Genomic DNA, 25,818 nt, shown 5'->3' with positions numbered 1-25,818 from the left:
TCCCCATGCCCTGTCTGTGTTGACCCTGGCGATCCTGGCGAGCGCCGCCCAGGCCCAGACGGCGCCCGCGCCGGCGGCCTCCGCCGCATCGACGCCGGCACCGGCACCGGCACCGGCACCGGCACCGGCACCTGCCGCCTCGGCGAACGAGCCAGCCGCCGCCGCTTCCGCCGCGGCACCGAGCCCTGCCGCTTCGGCGTCGCGGCCGGCGCAGGAGCTCGCGCCGGTGGTCATCACCGGCGCACGCGAGAGCGACGTTCAACAACGCCGTAACTCCACCGCCGCCAAGATCGTCGTTGGCCGTGAAGACATCGAGCGCTACGGCGACAGCACCATCGGCGAGACGCTCAAGCGCCTGCCGGGCGTCACGATCTCGGGCACGCCGGGCCGCGGCGGCGCCCCGCGCATGCGTGGCATGGGCAGCGGCTACACATTGATCCTGCTCGATGGCCAACGCATGCCGCCCGGCTTCAGCATCGATTCGCTGGAGCCCGAGCAGGTCGAACGCATCGAGGTGCAGCGCGCCCCCACGGCCGAGACCGGGGCGCGTGCCATCGCCGGCGTCATCAACATCGTCACGCGCGAGGGCTACCGAAAGCGGCTGAACAACCTGCGCGTGGGCACCGGCTTCGAGAACGGCCGCTTCCAGCCCGACTTCTCCTGGACGCGCAACGACACGCTCGATGACCTGATCTACAACTTCTCGCTCTCCGCGCGGCACAACGACCGCAAGGACGAGAGTGTCAGCACCGAGGAGATCACCGACCTGAGCACGGGCGAGCTCACCTCTCTGCAGCGCGAGACCTCGCAGTCGCAGAACAAGCGCAACTCCATCAACGCGACGGGACGCCTGAACTGGCGTGGCGAGCAAGGCAGTTCGCTGATGCTGCAGCCGATGATCGTGTACTCGTCCGGCGAGACGCAGCGCAGCAGCCAGCTTCAGTGGCTGGGGGGCACCGACCCGTCTTTCCCCTATGCCCAGAGCGAGACCCGCGGCGAAAGCAGCTTCAGCATGGGTCGGCTGAATGCCGAGTGGAAGCAGCAGGTGGCCGAGAGCGGCCGGCTCGAACTGCGCAGCAATCTCGGAACGAACCGCTCGAAGTCGGATTCGCTCCGCCTCGACACGGGTGGCCGTGATGAGAATGGCGCCCTCACCGCGCCCTACACGCGCGAAGACCACACCGACACGCGCGACGTCAGCCTCACGCTCGGTGGCAAGTACACCGCGTTGCTCGATGGCGAGCAAAGCCTGGTCTCCGGGATGGAGGTCGAATCCAATCAGCGCGACGACAACGGCTACACGCTGTACAACGGGCAGCCGCTGCTGGCCGACACCGGCGACAACCTGTCTGCGCGCATCACCCGCGTGGCCGCCTACGTTCAGGACGAATGGACGCTCAACCCCAACTGGTCGGCGCACGCCGGCCTGCGCTGGGAAGGCATCCGCACGCGCAGCAACGGCTACGACGTCGGCACCGGCGTGCAGGAAGACGTGAAGAACGACAGCAGCGTGTGGTCTCCGCTGCTGCATGCGGTGTGGAAGCCCGACCCGAAGGGCAACGACCAGGTTCGCATGAGCCTCACGCGCACGTACCGCCAGCCATCGCTGCAGAGCATGATCGCGCGACCGAGCGTGAACAGTCGCGCCCCGCTGTCTGAAGGCACCAACGATCCCAGCCGGCCCGACCGTGTGGGCAACCCCGACCTCAAGCCCGAGTTGGCCACCGGCCTCGACCTCGCCTTCGAGCGCTATCTCAGCGGCGGCGGCATGCTCAGTGCCAATGTGTTCTACCGGCAGATCAGCGACTACATGCGTTCGGTCACCACCACCACGCCAATCGACGTGGCCTACTCGCCCAACGCGCCGCGCTATGTCACGCGCACCGAGAACGTCGGCGACGCGCGCACGCAAGGCATCGAGTTGGAGGCGCGCTTCCGCCTGAGTGACGCGATCGAAGGCGCACCGAAGATCGACGTGCGCACGAACGTCAGCTTCTTCCGCTCGCACATCAGCGCCGTTCCCGGCCCCGACAACCGCATCGACCAGCAGCCCGACGGCACGGCCAACCTCGGCCTCGACTACAAGTTCGCCGGCCTGCCGCTCGCCATCGGCGGCAACCTCAACTGGACGCCGGGCTACAGCACCCGCATCAGCGAGACGCAGTGGGCGGACGTCAGCGACAAGCTGGTGGGCGATGCCTTCGCGCTCTGGACAGTCAACAGCTGGGCGCAGTTGCGTCTGTCGGCCAGCAACTTCGCGCCGCGCGACTACGAGACCGGCAGCCGCTTCGAGAACGCCACCCTGCGCGATGTCTCGCGGAGCACCGACTCCACCTACATCAACTGGGCGCTGCGCCTGGAGATGCGCCTCTGACGCTCGCGGCCCGCGAGTGCCTGGGTTCCGGGCAATGACTGGATTGCAGACAGTTGTCCCACTGTTGTGTCTTGAAAGTGGGCAATCGTGGGCTGCGTTCTGATCTGGTTCTCCTAGGTGATCTCGGTAGTTGCCCTGATGTGGTGCGTTCTGGCACAGCGCTTGCGCTGGCTTGGCTACAGGACGACGCGCAACATGCGTCTGCCCAAAGCAAACCCACAGGAGACACCATGCCCTTTGCTCGCCGCCGCACCACGCTCGCTGCCATCGCCCTGACTGCCCTGGCAGCCGCGTCTGCCCCCATGGCCCAGACCAAGGGCGAGATCCGCATCGCCCACGTCTACAGCAAGACCGGCCCGCTCGAGGCCTACGGCAAGCAGACGCAGACCGGCCTGCTGATGGGCCTGGAGTACGCGACTGGCGGCACCATGACGGTGGCGGGCAAGAAGATCGTGCTGATCGAGAAGGACGACCAAGGCAAGCCCGATGTGGGCAAGAGCCTGCTGGCCACGGCCTTCGGCGACGACAAGGTCGACCTCGCCATCGGCCCCACCTCGTCGGGCGTGGCGCTGGCCCTGCTGCCGGTGGCCGAGGAGTACAAGAAGATCCTGCTGGTCGAGCCGGCCGTTGCCGATTCGATCACCGGCGACAAGTGGAACAAGTACATCTTCCGCACCGGGCGCAACAGCTCGCAGGATGCCATCAGCAATGCGGTGGCGCTCGACAAGCCGGGCGTGAGCATCGCCACGCTGGCGCAAGACTACGCCTTCGGCCGCGACGGCGTGAAGGCCTTCAAGGATGCGATCAAGACCGCCAAGATCGTCCATGAGGAATACCTGCCCACCAACACCACCGACTTCACCGCCGGTGCGCAGCGCATCATCGACAAGCTGAAGGACGCGCCGGGGCGCAAGATCATCTTCATCATCTGGGCCGGCGCGGGCAACCCGTTCAAGATCGCCGACCTCGACTTGAAGCGCTACAACATCGAGATCGCCACCGGCGGCAACATCCTGCCGGCCATGACCGCGTACAAGCAGTTCCCCGGCATGGAGGGCGCGGCCTACTACTACTTCGGCATCCCGAAGAACCCGGTCAACGAGTGGCTGGTGGCCAACCACTACAAGAAGCTCCAGGCACCGCCCGACTTCTTCACCGCCGGCGGCATGAGCGCCGGCATTGCGGTGGTCGAGGCGCTCAAGAAGACGCAGGGTGCGACCAACACCGACAAGCTCATCGCCACCATGGAAGGCATGAGCTTCGAGACGCCCAAAGGCAAGATGACCTTCCGCAAGGAAGACCACCAGGCCATGCAGTCGATGTACCACTTCAAGATCAAGGCCGACCCGGCCTTCACCTGGGGTGTGCCCGAGCTGGTGCGCGAGATCAAGCCGGAAGAGATGAACGTGCCGATCCGGAACAAGCGCTGATCGACGCCCCCCCAAGGGCTCCGAGGATGCACGCCGTCATACCGGCGTGCCCCACGAAAACCAGATGCTCGAAACCCGAGACCTCACCATCCGCTTCGGCGGGCACGTGGCGGTGGACCATGTGAGCTGCGCCTTCACCCCGGGCACGCTCACGGCCATCGTCGGGCCCAACGGTGCGGGCAAGACCACGTACTTCAACCTGATCTCGGGCCAGTTGCGCGCGAGTGAAGGGGTGGTGAAGTTGAACGGTGTCGACATCACGCACGAGGCCACCTCGGCGCGCACGCACCGCGGCCTGGGGCGGGCCTTTCAGCTCACGCAGCTGTTTCCCAACCTGTCGGTGGTCGAGAACGTGCGACTGGCCGTTCAATCGCGCCGCCGCGAAGGGCTCAACCTGTGGTCGGTGTGGCTGGACCGGCGCAACACGCTGGAGCGCGCGCATGCGCTGCTGGAGCAGGTGCGCCTGGGCGACAAGGCCGAGGTGGCCGCGAGCAGCCTGCCGCACGGCGACCAGCGCAAGCTCGAAGTGGCGATGCTGATGGCGCTCGACCCGAAGGTTTTCATGTTCGACGAACCCACCGCCGGCATGAGCGTGGACGAGGTGCCGGTGATCCTGGACCTCATCCGCGCACTCAAGGACAGGAGCGACGTGACCATCCTGCTGGTCGAGCACAAGATGGACGTGGTGCGCGAGCTGGCCGACCGCATCATCGTGCTGCACAACGGCCAGCTGGTGGGCGATGGGGACCCGGCGACGGTGATTGCCTCGCCGGTGGTGCAGCAGGCCTACCTGGGCGTGACGGCGGAGGATGCGGCATGAGCGCACTTCCTCTCGTTCACCGCACGCCGCCAACTGCTCTCCGCGCAGCACAAACCGCTCAGGCTGAAGTATCGAAGCCTCGCGCATGCGGTCGCGGAGCCGGGCTTCGATACTTCAGCCTGAGCGGGCTTTGACATGCCAAGCGCAATGACATCCACACCGCTGCTCAGCCTCTCGGGCGTGCACACCCACATCGCCCAGTACCACATCCTTCACGGCGTCGACTTCGACGTGCCCACTGGTCAGGTGACCATGCTGCTCGGCCGCAACGGTGCGGGCAAGACCACCACGCTGCGGACCATCATGGGCCTGTGGGCGGCATCCAAGGGCACGGTCACCTTCGATGGCAAGCACATCGCCGGTTTGCCCACGCCCGGGATCGCGCAACTCGGCATCGCCTATGTGCCCGAGAACATGGGCATCTTTGCCGACCTCTCGGTGCGCGAGAACATGCTGCTCGCCGCGCGTGGCGCTCGCACCGTGGAGCAGATGGACACGCAGCGGCTCGAATGGCTGTTCGAGCTGTTCCCGGCGGTGAAGAAGTTCTGGCTGCACCCGGCGGGCAAGCTCTCGGGCGGACAGAAGCAGATGCTGGCCATTGCCCGCGCGATGGTCGAGCCGCGCCGCCTGCTCTTGATCGACGAGCCGAGCAAGGGCCTGGCGCCCGCCATCATCCAGAACCTCATCGCCGCGTTGCGAGAACTCAAGCGCACGCAGACCACGGTGCTGCTGGTGGAGCAGAACTTCAGCATGGCCCGGTCGCTCGGCGACCAGGTGGCCGTGATGGACAACGGCCAGGTGGTGCACCGCGGGGCGATGGCCGAGCTGGCGGAGAACGAAGACCTTCAGCAGCGCCTGCTTGGGCTGTCACTGGGGGCGCATCAATGATGAACAAGGCCTCTTTCGACTGGCTGCCGCTCGCCCTGGTGCCGGCACTCGCCCTGCTCGCGCTGCCCGCCATCGGCTCCACCTCCTCGTGGCTCACGCTCACCGTCGCCGGCCTCGCCATGGGCATGATCGTCTTCATCATCGCCTCGGGCCTGACGCTCGTGTTCGGCCTGATGGACGTATTGAACTTCGGCCACGGCGTGTTCATCGCGCTCGGTGCGTTCATCGCGACCAGCGTGTTCGGCGTGATGGGCGACTGGACGGGCAGCGCCAGCCTCGCGCGCAATCTCGTCGCGGTGTTCGCGGCGATGTGCGTGGCGATGGCAGTCGCTGGCGGCGTGGGCTGGGCCTTCGAGCGCGTGCTGGTGCGGCCCGTGTATGGGCAGCACCTGAAGCAGATCCTCATCACCATGGGCGGCATGATCATCGGCGAGGAGCTGATCAAGGTCGTGTGGGGCCCGGCGCAGATCCCGATGCCGTTGCCCGAGGCGCTGCGCGGCTCGCTGCTGTTCGGCGATGCCGCCGTCGAGAAGTACCGCCTGCTCGCGGTGGTGATCGGCACGGTGGTGCTCGCCGCGCTGCTCTACACGCTCAACCGCACCAAGCTTGGCCTCTTGATTCGCGCCGGGGTGCAAGACCGGGAGATGGTCGAGAGCCTGGGCTACCGCATCCGTCGGCTGTTCGTCGGCGTGTTCGTGGCGGGCTCCGCACTCGCAGGACTCGGCGGCGTGCTCTGGGGCCTTTACCAGCAGAGCGTGATCCCGCAGATGGGCGCGCAGGTCAACGTGCTGATCTTCATCGTGATCATCATCGGCGGGCTGGGGTCGACCTTTGGCTGCTTCGTCGGTGCGCTGCTTGTCGGCCTGCTCGCCAACTACAGCGGGTTCCTGATGCCCAAGCTCGCGATGTTCTCGAACATCGGGTTGATGGTGGCGATTCTGTTGTGGCGGCCGCAGGGGCTGTATCCGGTGGCGAATCGATGAACGCCCCCCTGCGCAGATCGAGCGGGGCTTCGATACCTCAGCCTGAGCGGCAGGGGGGTGTTCGCGGCCTGCGCATGTCACCACCCGCTCAGCCTGAGGTATCGAAGGCCCGCGCCAACCTCACGCCCGCGACACCATGCTGAACCGCCTCCTCTCCCACGACCTGCCACGCAATCGCTGGCTGTCGCTGCTGCTCATCGCGATGGTGCTGGGCCTCGCGCTCACGCCGTTCATCTTCCCGAGCACCAAGGCGCTCAACGTGAGCGCCAAGATCCTCGTCTTCATCGTGCTGGTGGCGAGCTTCGACCTGCTGCTGGGCTACACCGGCATCGTGAGCTTCGCGCACACCATGTTCTTCGGCATCGGGGCCTACGGGGTCGCCATCGCCAGCACGCGCTATGGCCCGGGTTGGGGCGCGGTGGCGCTGGGGGTGGTGGGCGCGCTCGCCGTCTCGCTGCTGCTGTCTCTGTTGATCGGCCTCTTCAGCCTGCGCGTGAAGGCCATCTTCTTCGCGATGATCACGCTCGCCGTGGCCTCGGCCTTTCTCACGCTGGCTTCGCAGCTGTCGGACTTCACCGGTGGCGAAGACGGCCTCAACTTCAAGGTGCCCGAGGCCTTGCAGCCCGGCACGCAATACCTGGAGGATCCCTTGCTCGGCGCCAGCATCGACGGCCGGTTCCTCAGCTACTACCTGCTGTTCGTGGCGGCGGTGGTGCTGGTGCTGATGATGCTGCGCATCGTGAACTCGCCCTTCGGCCGCGTGCTGCAGGCCATCCGCGAGAACGATTTCCGCGCCGAGGCGATCGGCTATCGGACCGTGGTGTACCGCACGTTGAGCAATGTGCTGTCGGCGCTGTTCGCCACGCTCGCGGGTTGCATGCTCGCGCTCTGGCTGCGCTACAACGGCCCCGACACCTCGCTCAGCTTCGAGATCATGCTCGACATCCTGCTCATCGTCGTGATCGGCGGCATGGGCACGGTGTACGGCGCGGTGATCGGCAGCGTGCTCTTCGTGATCGCGCAGAACTACCTGCAAGACCTGCTCAAGCTCGGTGCCGGGGCCTTCGAGGGCGTGCCGCTCTTGTCGCAGCTCGTGTCGCCCGACCGATGGCTGCTGTGGCTTGGCATTCTGTTCGTGCTGTCGGTGTACTACTTCCCGAGCGGGGTGGTGGGCCGGCTGCGCGCCCGTCGTGCCGACAAGTCCTGATCGCGCGCAGCCAGGGGAGCACTATGACACCCACCTCTCACTACATCACCTGTGAAGGGCGCGAGCTCCACTACACCGCCTGGGGCAGCGTGAGCGCGCCGGTGCTGGTCGCCTGGCACGGCCTCGCGCGCACCGGGCGCGACATGGACGACATCGCCGAACACCTGGCGCAGCGCTACCGCGTGATCTGCCCCGACACGCTCGGCCGCGGCCTGAGCCAGTGGAGCCCGCAACCCGAGCTGGAGTACTGCCTTGACTTCTACGCCCGCCTGGCAGCCTCGCTTGTCAACCAGCTCGGCGTGGACAAGATGCTGTGGCTCGGCACCTCGATGGGCGGTGCGATCGGCTTGCACTGCGCGGCAGGGCGCTTGCAGGGCCGCATCACCCGGCTCGTGCTCAACGACATCGGCCCCGAGATCGCCAAGGCGGCGACCGATCGCATTCGCAGCTACGCCGGCAACCCATCGGCGTTCAACACCGTGAGCGAGCTGGAGCAGTACTTCCGCACCGTGTACGCGCCCTACGGGTGGCTGAGCGATGCGCAATGGCGCCGCCTCACCGAGACCTCCACCCGCCGCCTGCCCGACGGCCGCGTGACGCCGCACTACGACCCGGCGATGGTGATGCAGTTCATCCACCACCCGAACGACTACGACCAGTGGGAGGCCTGGGACCGGCTCGCCATCCCTGTGCTCTGCCTGCGCGGCGAGTCATCCGACCTGCTGCTGGCCGAGACCGCCGAGGCGATGCGCCAGCGCGGGCCGCGCGCGGTGGTGGCAACCATCGCCGGCTGCGGCCATGCGCCTGCGCTCAATACGCCCGAACAGTTCGCTTTGGTCGAACGATTCCTCGCAAGCTGAGCCGGAGCAAGCGCAGCGTAGCGACCGATCAAGCTACCCCCGCGGAACCGGCTTTGCCGGGCCGCTGGGGGGCGCCCCTCGGGGGCAGGAGCGAAGCGACTGGGGGGCTAACGTTTAAACCGGCCGTCCGGCCCGATGATCGACAGATCGGCATAGTCGAGGCCGCTGTGATCGGTGGTCGAGTAGCTCACCTCCAGCCCGCCGAAGTCGACACGCGCAAAGGTCTCCAGCGCGTGGCGCAACTTGTCGCGCGTGGGGGCGGGGCCGGCTCGGCGAAGGCCTTCGACCACCACCTTCGCGGCGACGAAGCCCTCGAGCATGATGGGGGTGAGCTCCATCTCCTTGCTCTTGGCCAGCTCGCTCGCCTCCTTGACCACGGGCGATGCGATCGAGCGCTCGTAGGGGAACACCTGGCTCACGACCACCCCGCGGGCGATCGGCCCGAGTTCCTTCACGAAACCGGCCGAAGCGTTGTTCGACAAGGTGACCATCTGCGCCTTCGAGCCGGCGGCGCGCAGCGCCTTCATGCCGTCGATGACCGCGGTGCCCGAGCCGATGAACAACACCGCCTGCGGCTCTTTCTCGACGATGCGCGGAATGATCGGCTCGAAATCGGGCTTGGCGCGGTCGTACTTCTCGTACGCCACCGGCTCCTTGTTGACCGACTTGAGGCCCTTGATGGCGCCCTGCACGGCGTCGGCACCGAAGCTGTCGTCGACCTGCACGACGGCAATGCGGTCAATGCCGATCAGGCTCAGGTGCGAGATGGCGCGCTCGGCCTCGCGTTGATAGGTGGCGCGCACATTGAAAAGCCACGGTTGCACCGGCTTGTGCAGCACCATCGCGCCGGTCGACGGGCCGATCAGCGGCACCTTGTTGTCGTTGAGCAGTGGCAGGATGGCCTGCGTGTGTGGCGTGCCGCGGTTCAGGAAAAGTGCGACCACGCCGCCATCGATGAGCTGCTTGGCGTTGGCCACGGCGAGCTTCGGGTCGAACTTGTCGTCGAGCGACACCAGTTCGATCTTCGAGCCGTTCACACCGCCGCGGGCGTTCACCGCATCGAAGTACAGCTTGGCGCCGTCGGTGGCTTCTTTCACCGACGCGGCCACCGCGCCCGAGAAGCCAGCCGTCTGGCCCACCTTGATCTGGGCCCAGGCCGGGGCGGCGCTGAGTGCCGCCCATGCGGTGACGGACACCGCACACAGTAGAAACTTTTTCATCGCCATCCTTGTGAGACAGGTGGCGATCGTAGGGAGGGCCCGCGAACGGCGCTCGGGTTTTACCTAAGGTTGCGCACGCCCGTTCAGAACCGTCAAATCAAGCGATCGCGCCGGCACGGTGGCTGTCAGAAACGGACGTTCCGTGGCGCAAAGTGCCACCGTTGGTCACCTCGCGTTGCCGGCCAGCGGCTGAACCGGCAGGCGGGCGCCGCTGTCTTGCAGTGTCTTGCCGAGCAGGCCCACCAGCGAATACACCGCGTCCACCGTCGGCGTGGGCACGCCGGTAATGCGCCCCAGCTCGCGCACGCTCCCGACCACCGCCTCCAGCTCCAGCGCGCGGCCGGCTTCCACGTCTTGCAGCATCGACGTCTTGTGCGCGCCCACGGCCTCGGCCCCGGCGATGCGCTTGTCGAGCGAGATCTTGAACTCCACGCCCAGGCGCTCGCCCACGGCCTGCCCCTCGCGCATCATGTTCGCGGCGAGCTCGCGCGTGCCCGGGAAGCGGCAGATGTCTTCGAGCGTGGCGTGCGTCAGCGCGCTGATCGGGTTGAAGCTCAGGTTGCCCCAGAGCTTGACCCAGATCTCGCCGCGGATGTCGCGGCTCACCGGCGCCTTGAAGCCGGCCTTCATGAGTGCCTGCGACAGCGCTTCGATGCGCTCGCTGCGGCTGCCATCGGGTTCGCCCAGCGTGAAGCGGTTGCCCTCGATCAGTTTCACGACGCCCGGTGCCACCAGCTCGGCGGCCGGGTAGACCACGCTGCCGATCACGCGCTCGGGTTCGATGTGCTGGGCGATCACGCCGCCGGGGTCGACGCTCTCCAGCGTGCGCCCCTCGTACGGGCCGGCCAGCTTGTGGAAGTACCACCAGGGCAGGCCATTGATCATGGTGACCACGCTGGTGTCCGGGCCGAAGAGATCGCGCAGCTCTGGCAGCACGCTCGCCACCTGGTGGGCCTTGAGAGTGAGCAGCACCACATCCTGCGGGCCGGCGTCGGCCATGCGCTGCACGGCGCGCACGGTCTTCGCCTGCTGCTCGCTGCCGTCTTCGAGCACGAGCTTGAAGCCATGGGCGTTGATGGCAGCAAGGTTTTGGTTGCGTGCGATGAAGGTGACTTCTTCACCGGCCAGCGCTAGCTTCGCACCCAGCAATCCCCCGATCGCCCCCGCCCCCACGACCGCGATCTTCATGCTCACAGCCCCAGCTTCTGCGCCAGGCCGATGCGCTGCAGCTTGCCCGTCGCGCCCTTGGGGATCTCGTCCATGAACAGGATCTTCTTCGGCACCTTGTAGTCGGCCACGCGCTGCGTCACGAACTCCTGCAACTCGCGCTCGGTGGCGGCAACGCCTTCCTTCAGCACCACCACCGCGGCCACCTCTTCGCCGAGCTTGGGGTGGGGCATGGCAAAGCACACCACCTGGTTGACGGCGGGGTGGTCCATCAGGATTTCGTCCACCTCGCGCGGGCTCACCTTCTCGCCGCCGCGGTTGATGATCTCCTTCAGGCGGCCGGTGATGCTGATGTAGCCGTCGGCGTCTTTCGTGCCTTGGTCGCCGGTGCGGAACCAGCCGTCGAAAAAGCCCTCGGCGTTGGCCTTCGGGTTGTTCTCGTAGCCCGCGGTCACGTTGGGGCCCTTGATGACGATCTCGCCGATCTCGCCCGCACCGAGCAGGCGGCCGCCTTCACCCATGATCTGCACTTCGGGCCCCGCGGGCAGGCCCACGGTGCCGGGCTTGCGCGCCAGCGGCGGCAGCGGGTTCGAGGCCATTTGGTGCGTGGCTTCGGTCATGCCATAGGCCTCGATCAGCGGTGCCTTGAAGATCTCTTCGAGCTCCTTGATCACCTGCGGAGGCATCGACGACGAGCTGGATCGCATGAAGCGCAGCGGGTTGCGCGCGATCACCTCGGCATTGCCCTTGGCGCGCCCGACGATGGCCTGGTGCATGGTCGGCACGGCGGTGTACCAGGTGGGCTTGGCCTCATCCATCCAGCCGAAGAACTTGAGCGCATTGAAGCCCGGCGTGCAGAAGACCTGCGAGCCGGCCGACAGCGGAGCGAGCACGCCGGCGATCAGCCCGTGGATGTGGAAGAGCGGCATGATGTTCAGGCCGGTGTCCTGCGCGCCGAGTTGCAGCGTGGTGCGGATGTTCCGCGCCGAGGCGCACAGATTGCCCACCGACAGCGGCACGATCTTCGGCCGCGAGGTGGTGCCCGAGGTGTGCAGCACCATGCCGATGTCATCAGGCTGCGAGTAGCCACCCTGCGTGGCGGGCTGCGCCGCGGTGCCATCGCGCGCCTTGAGCGTGAAGCTGCCTGCGGGCACGCCGGGTGCCACCACGAGATCGGCGATGCGCACGCCGAGCTTGCGCGCAACCTCGACGGCTGGCGACGTGCTGCCCTGCTCGACGATCAGCAGCTTGGCCTTCAGATCGGACAGATAGAACTCGAACTCGTCGGCGCGGTAGGCCGGGTTGAGCGGTGCGCTCGTCGTGCCCGCAGCGCAGGCCACGAAGCAGGTGGCCATCTCGGGGCCGTTGTTGAGCACGATTCCCACCCGGTCGTTGCGGCCGACACCCAGCGCGTTCAGGCTGGCCAGCGTGCTGTCGACCAGGGCGCGCAGCGCACCGTAGCTGAGGGGCGGGCGGCCGGGGGCCGAGATGGCGGTGGCGGCGTCTGCGCCGTTCGCCAGCAGGTGCTGGAGCGTGGTGGGGTGCATGGCGTTCCTTGGGTCGGGCGCGGGCTGCGAGCGCCGGCGTGTTCTGGCGATGAAAGCCATTATGTGGGCGAGGGCCTTGCGCGGCGGCCCGAGATCCCAGCAGTTGAGCCATGGGTTCGCAGACGGCCGGCGCGGCTTGCTGACGCCCCCTGCCAAATGACCCGTGCGGGGCGCGGGCGGGGGCCGGCTCCTAGAATTTCCGCCCCCTCCCGTCTGCGTGCCTCCCCATGACCTCCGGACTCATCCGCATCCGCGGCGCTCGCCAGCACAACCTCAAGAACCTCGATCTCGACATTCGCACCGGCGAGATGACGGTGGTGACCGGGCCCAGCGGCTCGGGCAAGTCGAGCCTGGTATTCGACACGCTGTATGCGGAAGGGCAGCGCAGGTACGTCGAGACCTTCAGCGCCTACGCGCGGCAGTTCCTCGACCGCATGGACCGACCCGCGGTGGAGCGCGTGGACGGCGTGCCGCCCGCCATCGCCATCGACCAGACCAACCCGGTGCGCACCTCGCGCTCGACGGTGGGCACGATGACCGAGCTGAACGACCACCTGAAGCTCTTGTTCGCGCGGGCCTCGGAGCTGTTCGACAAGAAGACGGCGCAGCAGGTGCGGCACGACTCGCCGGAGACGATCTATGCGGAGCTGATGGCGCGCACGAAGGACGCCGATCCGCGTCTCGTCGTCACCTTCCCGGTGGAGCTGCCTGCCAACACCAGCAGCGAAGAGATCGAGCAGTGGCTGGCCGCGAGTGGCTTCACCCGCGTGCAGGCCGAGCGCGAGGTGGCTTCGCCGACGGGGCCGCGGAAGGTGCTGGATGTGGTGGCGGATCGGTTTCGCTTGCAGGGGACGGAGAAGGTGAGGGCGATTGAGGCGATCGAGACGGCACTGAAGCGTGGGAGTGGTCGCGTCAATGTGTATGTGCTGGGGGACGGTGAGAGCGGGCCTTCGATACCTCAGGCTGAGCGGGTGGAGGCAGGCGGAGACGGTGAACAAATTCAGCCGGTGCTCTGGCGCTACTCCACCGGACTGCACTGCCCCGACAGCGACATCCGCTATGCCGATCCGCAGCCCGCCCTCTTCTCCTTCAACAGCGCGATGGGCGCCTGCGAGTCGTGCCGCGGCTTCGGCCGCGTGATCGGCGTCGACTGGGGCCTGGTGATCCCCGACCAGCGCAAGACCCTGCGCTCCGGCGCGATCAAGACGATCCAGACGCCGGCCTGGAAGGAGTCCCAGGACGATCTGTTGCGCTACGCCGGCGACGCCGGCATCCCGCGCGACACCGCCTGGTCGCAACTCAGCGAGGCGCAGCGCGACTGGGTCATCAACGGCTCGCCCAACTGGAAAGGCCAGTGGAACAAGCAGTGGTACGGCATCAAGCGCTTCTTCGAGTACCTCGAATCCAAGGCGTACAAGATGCACATCCGCGTGCTCTTGTCCAAGTACCGCAGCTACACCACCTGCCCGGCCTGCAGCGGCGCGCGGCTGAAGACCGAGGCGCTGCTGTGGCGCATGGGCACGAAGGCCGATGCCGATGGCGTGCTGCCGCCTGAGAAGCGCTTCCTCCCACAAGGTGTCGTCTGGTCGCGTGAACAGCTGGAGTCGTTGTCCGGCCTCACGGTGCACGACCTGATGCTGATGCCCATCGACCGCATCCGCCGCTTCTTCGATGGCATCACTTTGCCCACCAGCCTGCTCGACGAAGCGCTGAAGCTGCTGCTCGACGAGATTCGCACGCGGCTGAAGTACCTGTGCGACGTGGGCCTGGGCTACCTCACGCTCGACCGCCAGAGCCGCACGCTCAGCGGGGGTGAGGTGCAGCGCATCAACCTGACGACGGCGCTCGGCACGTCGCTGGTCAACACCATGTTCGTGCTCGACGAGCCCAGCATCGGCCTGCACCCGCGCGACATGGACCGCATCGTCGAAGCCATGCACCGGCTTCGCAACGCCGGCAACACGCTGGTGGTGGTGGAGCACGACCCGGCCGTGATGCTCGCCGCCGACCGCCTGATCGACATGGGCCCGGGCCCCGGCGAGCGCGGCGGGCAGATCGTGTTCGACGGCACGCCCGAGGCCATCCGCCACGCCGACACGCTGACCGGCGCCTACCTGGGCGCGCGCAAGCAAGTCGGCATGGGGATCAAGCGGGTCGTCACCGACAGCACGCCGCGCCTCATCCTCGAAGGGGCGCGCGACCACAACCTGAAGAGCGTCACCGTCGAGTTCCCGCTGCAGCGCCTGGTCTGCGTGACCGGCGTCTCGGGCTCGGGCAAGAGCACGCTGATGCAGGACGTGCTCTACCCCGCGCTGGCCCGCCACTTCGGCAAGGCGACCGAAACGCCCGGCGAGCACGACCGTCTGCTGGGCGGTGATTGGCTGAGCGATGCGGTGTTCGTGGATCAATCACCCATCGGCAAGACCGCGCGCTCCAACCCCGCGAGCTACGTCGGCGCCTTCGACGAGATCCGCAAGCTCTTCGCGCAATCGCCGCTCGCGCAACAGCGCGGCTACACCGCCGCGATGTTCAGCTTCAACGCCGGTGATGGCCGCTGCCCCACCTGCGGAGGCTCGGGCTTCGAGCATGTGGAGATGCAGTTCCTCTCCGACATCTACCTGCGCTGCCCCGATTGCGACGGCAGCCGATACCGCGCCGAGACGCTGGAGGTGAAGATCGACCGCCGGCTCCCTGGCGAGGCGATCCGTGAGCTGAGTGTGGCGGATGTTCTCGAACTGACGGTGAGCGAAGCCGTGCAACTCTTCGCTCAAGACCGCGAGGTGTTGCGAGTGCTGCAGCCCATCGTCGACGTGGGCCTCGAGTACGTGAAGCTCGGCCAGCCGGTGCCCACGCTCTCGGGCGGTGAGGCGCAGCGCCTCAAGCTCGCCGGCTTCCTCGCCGAGGCCGCGCAGAGCGCCACGGCCAGCCGCCAGGCGGTGGCGAAGAAGGGCACGCTCTTCATGTTCGACGAGCCCACCACCGGCCTGCACTTCGACGACATCGCCAAGCTGATGCGCGCCTTCCGCAAGCTGCTCGACGCCGGCCACTCGCTGATCGTGATCGAGCACAACCTCGACGTGGTCCGCGCGGCCGATTGGCTGATCGACCTCGGCCCCGAGGGCGGCGAAGGCGGTGGTGAGCTGGTGTGCGAAGGCACGCCCGACGACGTGAAGCGGCACCCCACGTCGCACACCGGCAAGGCGCTGGCCGACTACGACCGTGCGCTGGGCCTCAACGGCCAGCTGCGCGTGGAGGAAGGCCGCCCGCTGCAGGCCGTGCTGCGCCCGCCGATAGATGAATCGATCCGCATCGTCAACGCCCGCGAGCACAACCTGAAGTCGATGGACGTGAGCATCCCGCGCGGCAAGTTCAGCGTCATCACCGGCGTGAGCGGCAGCGGCAAGAGCACGCTCGCCTTCGACATCCTCTTCAACGAAGGCCAGCGCCGTTACCTCGAATCGCTCAACGCCTACGCGCGCAGCATCGTGCAGCCGGCGGGCCGGCCCGAGGTGGATGCGGTGTACGGCATCCCGCCCACGGTGGCGATCGAGCAACGCCTGTCGCGCGGCGGCCGCAAGAGCACGGTGGCCACCACCACCGAGGTGTGGCACTTTCTGCGCCTCTTGTACGTGAAGCTGGGCATCCAGCACTGCGTGAAAGACGGCTCGCCCGTCAGGCCGCAGAGCGCAGAGAGCATCGCCGCGCAGATCGTGCGCGACCACAAGGGCCAGCACATCGGCCTGCTCGCGCCGCTGGTTGTCAACCGCAAGGGCGTCTACACCGACCTCGCCAAGTGGGCCAAGCAGCGCGGCCACACGCATCTGCGGGTGGACGGCGAGTTCCTGCCGGTCGACCCCTTCCCGCGCCTCGACCGCTTCAAGGAGCACACGCTGGAGCTGCCGGTCGGCGATCTCGTCGTCGGCGCGGACAACGAGGCCGCGCTGCGCACGCTGCTCACCCAGGCGCTCGACCTCGGCAAGGGCGTGATGCACCTGCTCACGCCGCTCGACGGCCTGAAGGGCGCGCTGATGGCGGGAAGCAGCACCAAGCGCATCGGCCACGTGAAGGTCTTCTCCACCAAGCGCGCCTGCCCGACATGCGGCACCAGCTACCCTGAGCTGGACCCGCGCATGTTCAGCTACAACAGCAAGCACGGCTGGTGCCCCGGCTGCGTGGGCACCGGGCTCGCGTTGACCAAGGAGCAGCGCAAGGCCTACGACGACTCGGTGATCGAGCGCGACGTGCAGGGCCGCGAACAGAGCTTCCCGGCCGAAGAGGCCGAAGTCGAAGGCGTGGTCGATGCGCCGTGCGAGATCTGCGCCGGCACGCGGCTCAATGCGGTGTCGCGCGCCGTGACCTTCGATGCGCACTCCATCGCCGCGATTGCGCAGTGGTCGGTGAGCGAGTGCCGCGAGTGGGTGCAGGCGCTGACGCTCACCGGGCGCGACGCGGAGATCGCCCGTGATGTGGTGATCGAGATCAAGAACCGCCTGGAGTTCCTGGAAGAAGTGGGCCTCGGCTATCTCACGCTCGACCGCGCTGCGCCCACCTTGAGCGGCGGCGAGGCGCAACGCATCCGCCTCGCCGCGCAGCTCGGCAGCAACCTGCAAGGCGTGTGCTACGTGCTCGACGAGCCCACCATCGGGCTGCACCCGCGCGACAATCAGGTCTTGCTCAACGCGCTGCACAAGCTGGGCGACAAAGGCAACACGCTGGTGGTGGTGGAGCACGACGAAGACACCATCCGCCGTGCCGACCACATCATCGACATCGGCCCCAGCGCCGGCAAGCGTGGCGGGCGGCTGGTGGCGCAAGGCACGGTGAGCGAGGTGTCTTCGGTGGCCGACTCGGTGACGGGCCGCTTTCTCGCGTCACCGCTCATCCACCCGCTGAAGGAGCGCCGCGCCATCTCCACCGAGGTGCTCACGAAGGATCGTGAACAGAAAGGCCCGCTCACCATCCACAAGGCCTCGCTGCACAACCTGCAACAGGTGACGGTCGACATCCCGCTGCGCCGCCTGGTGGCCGTCACCGGCGTCAGCGGCTCCGGCAAGAGCACGCTGGCGCGCGACGTACTGCTCGCCAACCTGCAGTTCATCAACACCCGCGGCGGCAAGCCCAACTGGCAGGGCTGCGACAACATCGAGGGCTGGGGCTTCATCGACCGCGTGCTCGAGGTGGACCAGACCCCCATCGGCAAGACGCCTCGCTCCTGCCCCGCCACCTACATCGGCTTCTGGGACGTGATCCGCAAGCTCTTCGCCGACACGCTGGAGAGCAGGGCGCGCGGCTACGCCCCCAACCGCTTCAGCTTCAACACCGGCGAAGGCCGCTGCCCGGCCTGCGAAGGGCAGGGCATGCGCACCATCGAGATGAGCTTCCTGCCCGATGTGAAGGTGCCCTGCGACGTGTGCCACGGCGCGCGCTTCAGCCCCGAGACACTGGCCGTCACCTGGCGGGGTAAGAGCATCGGCGACGTGCTGCAGATGGAGATCGACGAGGCAGTGGAGTTCTTCGCCAGCATGCCCCACATCGCGCACCCGCTGCAGCTGATGAAAGACGTGGGCCTGGGCTACCTCACGCTCGGCCAGCCGTCACCCACGCTGAGCGGTGGCGAGGCGCAGCGCATCAAGCTCGTGACCGAGCTAACCAAGGTGCGCGACGACGTCACGCGCCGCGGCCAGAAGACGCCGCACACGCTCTACGTGCTCGACGAGCCGACGGTTGGCCTGCACATGGCCGACGTGGAGAAGCTCATCCGCGTGCTGCACCGCCTGGTCGACGGCGGCCACAGCGTGGTGGTGATCGAGCACGACCTCGATGTGATCGCCGAGGCCGACTGGGTGATCGACATGGGGCCGGAGGGTGGGGCGGCTGGCGGCACGGTCGTGGCTGCGACCGATCCGGTGGCTTTGGCGAAGCTCAAGGCGAGCCACACGGGGGCGGCGTTGCGGGGGGTGTTGGCTCGGTGACGGGGGGCTGCTCGCGACCCATTGCGGGCGCTCGCGCGTCCTGTCCTGATTAACGCTCTCGAAGTGGACATTGCGCCGTGCCCATTGGCGGTATCGATGGGCACAGTGCCCGGCGGTAGCACGGCCGGCCGAATGGCGGCCATACCGCGGGGCCGCGCCACAGGCGGAGCTGTGGCCAAGGCCATGTTGCGACTCCAGCACGCGACGGTATTCAGTGCTCATCGCCTCGGAGAGTCAGAATCCCTCAGTCCCGCGTCGTCATCGTCGTGGGCGGCTGGATGTTGGATCTGGCGCGGTGCGCGGAGATGACTCGACACCAGCAAATCTTCGACCTTGGCGTTCCCCCGGCATTTGGCAAACTGCCAGTGCAGCCGAACAACCCAGCGACCACACCGTGATCGAAGACTTCACCCTCAAAGATTTCGAGTTCAAGATTCTCCTGCCCGACGAATCCTCTTCTCGCTTCTACATATTCCACGATCTGGCCGAACTGTTCGGAGAGGAATTCAACAGCGACGCGCTCAGGCGCCTGCGAAAGTTGCTTTCGCTACACCCCGAAAATCCCAAAGGAAAGCTGACCTCTGACCATGAAGCGGACAACGTTTCGTTGAGCGCAAGCAAGCCCGACGTCATTTGGCTCGTGGCGCGAACGATCAATGAAAATTCGATCCCGCAATACCGGAAGAACTTCTCCGACGCGGACTACTCCGCCATCCTTTCCGAGCTGACAGGCTGGAAGAGGCCAAAGCCCAAGAAGTGGAACGCAGGCGATGTCTTTCAGTTCAAGCTGAGCGACGGCGATTACGCCTATGGGCAGGCCCTGCGAAAGGAGTTTGGCTCCTCGTGCGTGCTCTTTGGGAGCACGTCACGAACCCCCCTGCCCAAAGACGTGGTCGTCACCTTGCCAATCGTCTCGATCCTGCACGTGAATTCCCAGCTGCTCGACCGAGGGACGTGGGAGGTGATAGGAAGCTCGAATCCAGTCGCACGCCCCGAGGATTCCTCCCTGGGTGGCCCGCATGGAGTGGGGTCAATTTCGCTTTCAGGGTGGCATCTCAAGGACCTCGCCGAAGCCTATTTCGGCCTGACCCCCTGGAACATCGGCTATTTCGGCGACGACCGCTACTACGACAAGCTACTCATGCCTGGCGTCGGTCGGCCAGAGAACCACATTTGGCTGTCGCATGAGGAGCGCGAGATCTTCAGAAAAATCCATGGCCTGGCTCCCGCGCTGTCGGGCAAGCGTTAGACCCGCTCCACGCCAAACTTTCGAGCGATATCCCGAAACCAGTCGTGGTGCCGAGGCGGACCGCCGCTTCGAGCCGAGAGACGCCTGCCAGGCTGGTGACGCGCCCACAACCAAAGGCCTCCATGCCCCCGCCGACATCCCACAGACCGAGGCGCTGCCGCGGGTTCTCCCCGGCACCCGGGCCCGTCGGTCTGGAACGGCGATTGCCGCAACAAGCCACCGTGGCCCTTGTCGGAGGCGAAGATGGCATTTCGTTCCAGCCTATCGCAGCGGAGATGCGCGCGAATCATCGCGCGTGTCGCATCGACCCTGTTGCTGGCGACCGGCGCGGGCCTGGCGCACGCGGCCTACATCGATTTCGAGGACCTGCCTCCGCTCCCCGGCAACGAGTACCTCGATGGCTACCCGATCACCAATCAGTACGCCCACCTTGGCGTCACGTTCAGCGGCTCCTACCTCGTCCACTGGACTCCCGATGCCTACCTGCTCGGCCAGCTCGGGTACGACGACATCGTGCTGAGCTTCAGCGGCGCGTTGCCCACGCACGTCAGCTTCGAGTTTGGTGCGGCACAGCCAACCTCGGTGCGCTGGCGCGGCGCCACCGGCCATGGCGAGAACATCGAACTGGGCCAGCCCTCGCAGTCGAACGTGTCCTTCGCCTCACAGGCCGGCATTGCGCTCGTGAAGATCACGTTGTCGAGCAACTATGAGCACGGGCCCACATATGTGAACCTGGACAAGCTTTACTTCGGCAATGTGCCCGCGGTGCCCGAGCCGGCACCGATGCTGCTGGCCGGTGCGGGCGTGCTGGCCCTCGGCTGGCGCCGCTGGCGTGATTCCCGGGGCGGCGGCAAGTCGTACGGGGTTCGGTAAGGGCGACGCGTCACCCGGGCCGCGCCGGGCCCATGGCCGCACGCCTGCGGGCGGGCGAGGGGTCCTCAGTCCTTGGGCAGCAGGCGATCGGTCTATCGGCGCACGACGTCGTAGCACTCGCAGCACATGGCTTCCAGCTTGGGGCGATCCAGCACGGTGATGCGACCGCGCTGGTAGCTGATCACGCCCTCTGACTGGAGGTGACTCGCCTCCACCGTCACCCCCGAGCGCCTGACGCCGAGCATGTTGCCGATCAACTCTTGCGTCATGACGATGTTGGGCCCAGGCAGCCGATCGAGGCTCAGCAGCAGCCAACGGCAGAGTTGCTGGCGCAAGGAGTGGTGCCGGTTGCAGACGGCGGTTTGCGCCATCTGAGTGATCAGAGCCTGGGTGTAGCGAAGAAAGAGCTGGAGAACCTCCACGTTGTCCGCGACCTCGTCTTTCAACATGGCGGCGGGGAGCCGGTAGGCGCGTCCCGCGCTCTGCACCACGGCTCTGCTGGGTGTGGTGTCGCCTCCCATAAAGAGCGCAATGCCCACCAGGCCATCGTTGCCGACCACCGCGATCTCGGCAGACGCGCCATCTTTCATCACATAGAGCAGCGAGACGATGGCGGTCGAGGGGAAGACGACCTGGCTGATTTCGATGCCGGGCTCATAGATCACATGGCCCAGCGGGAGATCGACCAGCTCGAGGCTCGATTTCCAGCGCTCCAGCACATCGGCGGGCAGGGCGCGAAGCAAATGGTTCGGGAGGGATTCGGTCGGCACGTGCTGCTCCTTGCAGATCGACTCTGCTCGGCCGCCGGTGGCACCCATCAAGGTCGATGGCTATGTTCGGTAGCGAACACATGGTAGCAAGCATGTTCTCTTCGGGGCTGCGATGGCCGTATGCGATCAACCGCCAGATGCACTGGACTTCAGCTTGTCGAACGCCGCTCTGGCCGCCGCGGCGGCGGACATGTCGCGCAACACGGCGTCGAGGCCGGATCGCTGAGACACCACGAGCCGGTGTTGAATGTGGTCGCGTTGGTGCGAGACGGACGCAAAGCAGGCGGGCTCGCCGGATTGCGCTGCCGCGACATAGGCGAGTAGCACGTGGTGGGGGTCTTCCTGGCTCGACAGCAGCTCGCTGAGGCGTCGGCCGACGGCGTCGCCCGATGGTTCGTCGAGAAGGCGGGCTACCGCAGCCGTCGCCACCACACACCTGAAGTCGACGATGGTGCCGTGGCCGTCGACGATGGGCTGGAGGTGCATGTGGCCTGGCACGGATCGCTCGACGGCAACCCAGTAGTCGAGCTTCGATCGGGCGGAGGTGTCGACGTTGAACGGCACCGCGAGATTCCTGGGCAGGAGACGGGATTCCATGCGCACTCTCCTCGAAATGAGGCGACGAGCGTAGGCCGCAGGCACCCCCTCGTCTGTACGGTGTCCGACATAGGAGGCGAATAAACGCAAAGGCCACCCATCCCGAGAGCGGTAGGGTGTTTCTGCAGCCATACACTGACCGTTCGGGTCAGCAACGCGGTGCTCTTGGGTGACAAATCTGCCAGGGCGCCACGACGACGCGACACAACTGAAAGCGTCTTTGACTCCCAATCTCAACGGGCTCTTTGCCCAGCTGACTGCGACAGATCAGGCCTCGCTGCAGCCGCTACTTCAACGAACAGAACTTTCGACGAAGCAAGTGCTGGGGGGGGGCGATTCGCCGGATGCCAATGTCTACTTTCTGGCGACCGCCAGCGTGGCATTGCTCGTGCAAAGCTCGCTCAAGCCGGGCTTGGCAGTCGGCCTGATCGGCAACGAAGGAGCGGTGGGGGTCCACCTCGCACTTGGTCTGGGCCCAGGCATCTTCACGTTTGTGGTCCAGGCGCCCGGGGAGGCGTGGTTCATGGAGGGCCGCGCCTTGCACGAGCTGGCGCTTCGTCGGCCCCAGCTCTTGTTGGCGCTGTCCAGGTATGTGTGGTCCCTGGCGCAAGAGGTCGCGTGGTACGCCGCCTTCGCGCAGTCCAACGACGTCAAGCCGCGGCTGGCGCGGTGGATTCTGACGAGCTACCGCCACAGCAAGCACAAGGAGCTGGAGCTCACGCAGCTCCACCTGTCGCAGATGCTCGGTGTGCGTCGTACCAGCATCTCGCTCGCCGCTTCGGAGCTGCGGGCCGCAGGCCTGGTGGACTACAACCGAGGCAAGCTGGTGGTCAACGACGTGAAGGGCCTCGACGAGGTCGCCGGCTCAGGGCAGGCCTGAGCGCCGTCGTCAGCCGCGGCGCGCCGCCTCGATCGCTGCCACGTCGATCTTGCGCATGGTCATCATGGCCTCGAAGGCGCGCTTGGCCACCGCAGGGTCGGGGTCAGCGATGGCGTCGGTGAGTACGCGTGGCGTGATCTGCCACGACAGGCCCCACTTGTCCTGGCACCAGCCGCACGCGTTCTCTGCGCCGCCGTTGTTCACGATGGCGTTCCACAACCGGTCGGTCTCGGCCTGGTCGTCGGTTGCCACCTGGAACGAGAACGCCGGGCTCTGCTTGTAGGCCGCACCACCGTTCAGGCCGATGCACGGGATGCCCAGCACGGTGAACTCGACCGTGAGCACGTCGCCCTTCTTGCCGCTGGGGTAGTCGGCGGGTGCGTGGAACACGGCGCCCACCTTGCTGTCGGCAAAGGTGGCGGCGTAGAAGCGCGCGGCCTCGAGCGCGTCGCGTTCATACCAGAGGCAGATGGTGTTCTTGGGGGCCATGGTCACTCTCCTGTCGCAGGGGGTTTGTTGGCATCGCGGGCCGGGCTCGTTGCGCGAGCGGGGCGGGCACGGCCGGGCAGCGTACCGCAGTGCGGTGTCGGTGGCGATCTGGATGCTGCAAGCACCTGACATTGGGCTCGTGCGCGTGGGAGCGGCCCCGTCATCAGGGAACTCCCGGGGTGGTGTGTGAAACCGGTTTCAGTAAACTGCCCCCCAGCCGACGCGAGCCACCCCTTTCGCAGCGGCCACCGCCCCTACCGGACCCCCTTCGAGCCCCGCGCCCGTGAACTACCAGTTCCAGTTCGATGCCGTTTTTGCCGCCTGGCCGCTGCTGCTCAAGGGCACTTGGATCACGATCCAGCTGTCTCTCGTGGCCACGCTGCTCGGCCTGGTGGTGGCCATCTTCTGCGCCTGGGGCAAGACCTCCGGGCCGGCGTGGTTGCGCTTCGTCATCAATGCGTACATCGAGGTGATCCGCAACACGCCGTTCCTGGTGCAGTTGTTCTTCTTCTTCTTTGCGCTGCCGGCCGTGGGGCTGCGCTGGTCGCCCTACACCGCCGCGCTGACGGCGCTGGTGGTGAACCTGGGCGCGTACGCGGCCGAGATCGTGCGCGCGGGCATCGAGTCCATCCCCAAGGGGCAGATCGAGGCGGGCCGTGCGCTCAACCTCAAGCCCTGGGAGATCTTCCGCTTCGTGGTCCTCAAGCCGGCGCTGAAGGCAATCTACCCGGCGCTCACGAGCCAGTTCATCTTGCTCATGCTCAGCTCGGCCGTGGTCTCGGTGATTTCGGCCGACGACCTCACCTCGGTGGCCGCCAACCTGCAATCGCAGACCTTTCGCAGCTTCGAGATCTACATCGTAGTGGCAGGCATCTACCTCGCGCTGTCGTTCGCGTTCTCGGCCCTGTTCCGGCTGATCTACAGCCGCGCGCTCAACTATCCGGACAGGCGCTGAACCGCATGCGTACCTTCGGCTTCTCGGAGTTCATGTTCATCGTCGAGGCGGCGCGCTGGACGCTCGCGCTGTCGGCGATCGCATTCGTCGGCGGGGCACTGCTCGGCCTGGTGCTGGCGCTCGCGCGCACTTCGGAGAACCGGCCGGCGCGATCGCTCGCCGGCGGCTTCATCCACATCTTCCAGGGCACGCCGCTGCTGCTGCAGTTGTTCTTGATCTTCTTCGGCGCGCCGGTGCTCGGCCTGGATATCAACCCCTGGATTGCCGCCGGCGTGGCGCTCACGCTCAATAGCGCTGCCTTCCTGGGCGAGATCTGGCGCGGCTGCATCGAGGCCATTCCGCGCGGCCAGTGGGAAGCTGCGCAGGCACTGAGCCTCGGTTACGCCTCGCGCATGCGTGATGTGGTGCTCCCGCAGGCCTTCAAGATCGCGCTCCCGCCGACGGTGGGCTACTTGGTGCAGATCGTGAAGGGCACCTCGCTCGCCGCGATCATCGGCTTCACCGAGATCACGCGCGCAGGCCAGATCATCAACAACGCGACCTTCCAGCCGCTGCACGTGTTTGCCACGGTGGCGGCGTTGTACTTCGTCATCTGCTGGCCGCTCTCGCTGCTGGCCGCGCGCATGGAGCGCAAGCGCGCGCAGGCGCTGGCGCGCTGAGCATCCATTGCGTTCCCTCTCGCTCAACCTCCCCCGTTCACGCTCATCCCACACACAGGAGACTCACGCCATGATCCGATTTACCACCCGCCGCGCCGCTCTGGCTGCCCTGGGCCTGGGCGCAGCGCTCAGCGCCTTCGCTCCGTTCGCCGCCGCCCAGAGCGTGGCCGACATCAAGAAGAAGGGCGAGATCACCGTCGGCATGCTGGTCGACTTCCCGCCCTACGGCACCACCGATGCGAAGAACCAGCCCGACGGCTACGACGCCGACGTGGCCAAGCTGCTCGCCAAGGAGTTGGGCGTCAAGGCCAACATCGTGCCGGTCACCGGCCCGAACCGCATCCCCTTCCTGCTGACCAACAAGGTCGACGTGCTGGTGGCTTCGCTAGCGATCACGCCCGAGCGTGCCAAGCAGGTGCAGTTCTCGACACCCTACGCAGCCGCCACCATCGTTCTCTATGGAAAGACCGGCGTGCCGGTGAAGGCCGCCGCCGACCTCAAGGGCCTGCGCGTGGGCGTGGCACGTGCAAGCACGCAAGACGTGGCTGTGACCAAGGCAGCCCCTGAAGGCACCGAGATCCGCCGCTTCGACGACGACGCCTCGGCCATGCAGGCGCTGATGTCGGGCCAGGTCGACGCCATCGGCTGCTCGGTCACGGTGGCGGCACAGATCGCCAAGCGCGTGCCTGCCAACACCTTCGAAAACAAGTTCACGCTGCTGCAGCAAGCCATGGGCATCGCCATGCGCCCGGGCCAGGACGAACTGGCCAAGGCGGTGAACGATTTCGTTGCGCGCAACACCGCCAATGGCGAGCTGAACAAGCTCTATCAGAAGTGGCTCCAGACCGACCTGCCCAAGCTGCAGTGACCGGGGCCGG

At 66.6% G+C, this 25,818-nt stretch carries 20 protein-coding genes; 14 read left to right on the top strand and 6 right to left on the bottom strand.

Going from position 1 to position 25,818, the window contains the following annotated elements; translation table 11 throughout:
- Window positions 1–19 precede the first annotated feature (19 nt).
- The 7 genes from AC1KAR_RS14270 (at window position 20) to AC1KAR_RS14240 (ending at window position 8,562) form a co-directional block, all read left to right on the top strand.
- Window positions 20–2,374, top strand: coding sequence for a TonB-dependent receptor plug domain-containing protein (locus AC1KAR_RS14270; protein ID WP_480318779.1), 2,355 nt, complete (start codon window positions 20–22; stop codon window positions 2,372–2,374).
- Between the two features lie 230 nt (window positions 2,375–2,604).
- The gene (locus AC1KAR_RS14265; RefSeq protein ID WP_480318777.1) at window positions 2,605–3,804 is read left to right on the top strand and encodes a substrate-binding domain-containing protein; all 1,200 of its coding nucleotides are present in this window, start codon (window positions 2,605–2,607) and stop codon (window positions 3,802–3,804) included.
- 64 nt (window positions 3,805–3,868) lie between these two features.
- Window positions 3,869–4,624: an ABC transporter ATP-binding protein gene (locus AC1KAR_RS14260; protein ID WP_480318775.1), complete on the top strand. Its 756-nt coding sequence runs from the start codon at window positions 3,869–3,871 to the stop codon at window positions 4,622–4,624.
- Between the two features lie 147 nt (window positions 4,625–4,771).
- Complete coding sequence (locus AC1KAR_RS14255) at window positions 4,772–5,512, top strand: ABC transporter ATP-binding protein (protein ID WP_480318773.1); 741 nt, start codon at window positions 4,772–4,774, stop codon at window positions 5,510–5,512.
- Entirely contained in the window at window positions 5,512–6,495 is a 984-nt protein-coding gene (locus AC1KAR_RS14250) for a branched-chain amino acid ABC transporter permease (protein WP_480318771.1), read from the top strand. The genes AC1KAR_RS14255 and AC1KAR_RS14250 overlap by 1 nt, the downstream gene beginning before the upstream one ends.
- A gap of 136 nt (window positions 6,496–6,631) precedes the next feature.
- The gene (locus tag AC1KAR_RS14245; protein ID WP_480318769.1) at window positions 6,632–7,702 is read left to right on the top strand and encodes a branched-chain amino acid ABC transporter permease; all 1,071 of its coding nucleotides are present in this window, start codon (window positions 6,632–6,634) and stop codon (window positions 7,700–7,702) included.
- A 23-nt stretch (window positions 7,703–7,725) separates the two neighbouring features.
- Entirely contained in the window at window positions 7,726–8,562 is an 837-nt protein-coding gene (locus AC1KAR_RS14240) for an alpha/beta fold hydrolase (RefSeq protein WP_480318767.1), read from the top strand.
- 107 nt (window positions 8,563–8,669) lie between these two features.
- Here the strand turns inward: AC1KAR_RS14240 and AC1KAR_RS14235 are convergent, their stop codons facing one another.
- The 3 genes from AC1KAR_RS14235 to AC1KAR_RS14225 form a co-directional block, all read right to left on the bottom strand.
- Window positions 8,670–9,782 (bottom strand): ABC transporter substrate-binding protein, encoded by a 1,113-nt coding sequence (locus tag AC1KAR_RS14235; RefSeq protein WP_480318765.1) that lies wholly within the window; start codon window positions 9,780–9,782, stop codon window positions 8,670–8,672.
- A gap of 165 nt (window positions 9,783–9,947) precedes the next feature.
- Entirely contained in the window at window positions 9,948–10,970 is a 1,023-nt protein-coding gene (locus AC1KAR_RS14230; RefSeq protein ID WP_480319435.1) for a 2-dehydropantoate 2-reductase, read from the bottom strand.
- Between the two features lie 2 nt (window positions 10,971–10,972).
- Window positions 10,973–12,496, bottom strand: coding sequence for an acyl--CoA ligase (locus AC1KAR_RS14225; protein WP_480318763.1), 1,524 nt, complete (start codon window positions 12,494–12,496; stop codon window positions 10,973–10,975).
- 227 nt (window positions 12,497–12,723) lie between these two features.
- On the opposite strand from AC1KAR_RS14225, the gene uvrA reads away from it, so the two are divergent.
- The 3 genes from uvrA (at window position 12,724) to AC1KAR_RS14210 (ending at window position 20,590) form a co-directional block, all read left to right on the top strand.
- Window positions 12,724–18,468, top strand: coding sequence for an excinuclease ABC subunit UvrA (gene uvrA / locus AC1KAR_RS14220; RefSeq protein WP_480318761.1), 5,745 nt, complete (start codon window positions 12,724–12,726; stop codon window positions 18,466–18,468).
- 394 nt (window positions 18,469–18,862) lie between these two features.
- On the top strand, window positions 18,863–19,717 hold the full coding sequence (locus AC1KAR_RS14215) for an Imm26 family immunity protein (RefSeq protein ID WP_480318759.1): 855 nt from the start codon (window positions 18,863–18,865) through the stop codon (window positions 19,715–19,717).
- Window positions 19,718–19,960: 243 nt separating this feature from the next.
- Complete coding sequence (locus AC1KAR_RS14210; protein ID WP_480318757.1) at window positions 19,961–20,590, top strand: PEP-CTERM sorting domain-containing protein; 630 nt, start codon at window positions 19,961–19,963, stop codon at window positions 20,588–20,590.
- 92 nt (window positions 20,591–20,682) lie between these two features.
- Here the strand turns inward: AC1KAR_RS14210 and AC1KAR_RS14205 are convergent, their stop codons facing one another.
- Together AC1KAR_RS14205 and AC1KAR_RS14200 are read right to left on the bottom strand one after the other, a co-directional pair.
- Window positions 20,683–21,408 (bottom strand): Crp/Fnr family transcriptional regulator, encoded by a 726-nt coding sequence (locus AC1KAR_RS14205; RefSeq protein WP_480318755.1) that lies wholly within the window; start codon window positions 21,406–21,408, stop codon window positions 20,683–20,685.
- A gap of 78 nt (window positions 21,409–21,486) precedes the next feature.
- Window positions 21,487–21,957: a hypothetical protein gene (locus tag AC1KAR_RS14200; protein ID WP_480318753.1), complete on the bottom strand. Its 471-nt coding sequence runs from the start codon at window positions 21,955–21,957 to the stop codon at window positions 21,487–21,489.
- A 376-nt stretch (window positions 21,958–22,333) separates the two neighbouring features.
- Here AC1KAR_RS14200 and AC1KAR_RS14195 point away from each other — a divergent pair, with 376 nt between their 5' ends.
- Entirely contained in the window at window positions 22,334–22,837 is a 504-nt protein-coding gene (locus tag AC1KAR_RS14195) for a Crp/Fnr family transcriptional regulator (protein ID WP_480318751.1), read from the top strand.
- A 9-nt stretch (window positions 22,838–22,846) separates the two neighbouring features.
- Here AC1KAR_RS14195 and AC1KAR_RS14190 read toward each other — a convergent pair whose 3' ends face one another.
- On the bottom strand, window positions 22,847–23,326 hold the full coding sequence (locus AC1KAR_RS14190) for a VOC family protein (protein ID WP_480318749.1): 480 nt from the start codon (window positions 23,324–23,326) through the stop codon (window positions 22,847–22,849).
- 283 nt (window positions 23,327–23,609) lie between these two features.
- Between AC1KAR_RS14190 and AC1KAR_RS14185 the strand changes: the two genes are divergently transcribed.
- From AC1KAR_RS14185 to AC1KAR_RS14175, 3 genes are all read left to right on the top strand, one after another.
- A complete protein-coding gene (locus tag AC1KAR_RS14185; RefSeq protein ID WP_480318747.1) occupies window positions 23,610–24,281 on the top strand; it encodes an amino acid ABC transporter permease in 672 nt (223 codons plus the stop codon).
- 5 nt (window positions 24,282–24,286) lie between these two features.
- The gene (locus AC1KAR_RS14180; protein ID WP_480318745.1) at window positions 24,287–24,940 is read left to right on the top strand and encodes an amino acid ABC transporter permease; all 654 of its coding nucleotides are present in this window, start codon (window positions 24,287–24,289) and stop codon (window positions 24,938–24,940) included.
- A gap of 70 nt (window positions 24,941–25,010) precedes the next feature.
- Window positions 25,011–25,808: a transporter substrate-binding domain-containing protein gene (locus AC1KAR_RS14175; protein ID WP_480318743.1), complete on the top strand. Its 798-nt coding sequence runs from the start codon at window positions 25,011–25,013 to the stop codon at window positions 25,806–25,808.
- Window positions 25,809–25,818: the final 10 nt, after the last annotated feature.

The sequence above is a fragment of the Piscinibacter sp. PDB1-1 genome (assembly GCF_056675995.1).
This window is presented reverse-complemented; position numbering and strand designations above follow the sequence as displayed.

What these genes read in the sequence shown, in the direction of transcription:
- AC1KAR_RS14265 (WP_480318777.1), top strand. Translation starts at nt 2,605, where the DNA reads ATGCCCTTTGCTCGCCGCCGCACCACGCTCGCTGCCATCGCCCTGACT.
- AC1KAR_RS14260 (WP_480318775.1), top strand. Translation starts at nt 3,869, where the DNA reads ATGCTCGAAACCCGAGACCTCACCATCCGCTTCGGCGGGCACGTGGCG.
- AC1KAR_RS14255 (WP_480318773.1), top strand. Translation starts at nt 4,772, where the DNA reads ATGACATCCACACCGCTGCTCAGCCTCTCGGGCGTGCACACCCACATC.
- AC1KAR_RS14250 (WP_480318771.1), top strand. Translation starts at nt 5,512, where the DNA reads ATGAACAAGGCCTCTTTCGACTGGCTGCCGCTCGCCCTGGTGCCGGCA.
- AC1KAR_RS14245 (WP_480318769.1), top strand. Translation starts at nt 6,632, where the DNA reads ATGCTGAACCGCCTCCTCTCCCACGACCTGCCACGCAATCGCTGGCTG.
- AC1KAR_RS14240 (WP_480318767.1), top strand. Translation starts at nt 7,726, where the DNA reads ATGACACCCACCTCTCACTACATCACCTGTGAAGGGCGCGAGCTCCAC.
- AC1KAR_RS14235 (WP_480318765.1), bottom strand. Translation starts at nt 9,782, where the DNA reads ATGAAAAAGTTTCTACTGTGTGCGGTGTCCGTCACCGCATGGGCGGCA.
- AC1KAR_RS14230 (WP_480319435.1), bottom strand. Translation starts at nt 10,970, where the DNA reads ATGAAGATCGCGGTCGTGGGGGCGGGGGCGATCGGGGGATTGCTGGGT.
- AC1KAR_RS14225 (WP_480318763.1), bottom strand. Translation starts at nt 12,496, where the DNA reads ATGCACCCCACCACGCTCCAGCACCTGCTGGCGAACGGCGCAGACGCC.
- uvrA (WP_480318761.1), top strand. Translation starts at nt 12,724, where the DNA reads ATGACCTCCGGACTCATCCGCATCCGCGGCGCTCGCCAGCACAACCTC.
- AC1KAR_RS14210 (WP_480318757.1), top strand. Translation starts at nt 19,961, where the DNA reads ATGGCATTTCGTTCCAGCCTATCGCAGCGGAGATGCGCGCGAATCATC.
- AC1KAR_RS14205 (WP_480318755.1), bottom strand. Translation starts at nt 21,408, where the DNA reads ATGGGTGCCACCGGCGGCCGAGCAGAGTCGATCTGCAAGGAGCAGCAC.
- AC1KAR_RS14200 (WP_480318753.1), bottom strand. Translation starts at nt 21,957, where the DNA reads ATGGAATCCCGTCTCCTGCCCAGGAATCTCGCGGTGCCGTTCAACGTC.
- AC1KAR_RS14190 (WP_480318749.1), bottom strand. Translation starts at nt 23,326, where the DNA reads ATGGCCCCCAAGAACACCATCTGCCTCTGGTATGAACGCGACGCGCTC.
- AC1KAR_RS14180 (WP_480318745.1), top strand. Translation starts at nt 24,287, where the DNA reads ATGCGTACCTTCGGCTTCTCGGAGTTCATGTTCATCGTCGAGGCGGCG.
- AC1KAR_RS14175 (WP_480318743.1), top strand. Translation starts at nt 25,011, where the DNA reads ATGATCCGATTTACCACCCGCCGCGCCGCTCTGGCTGCCCTGGGCCTG.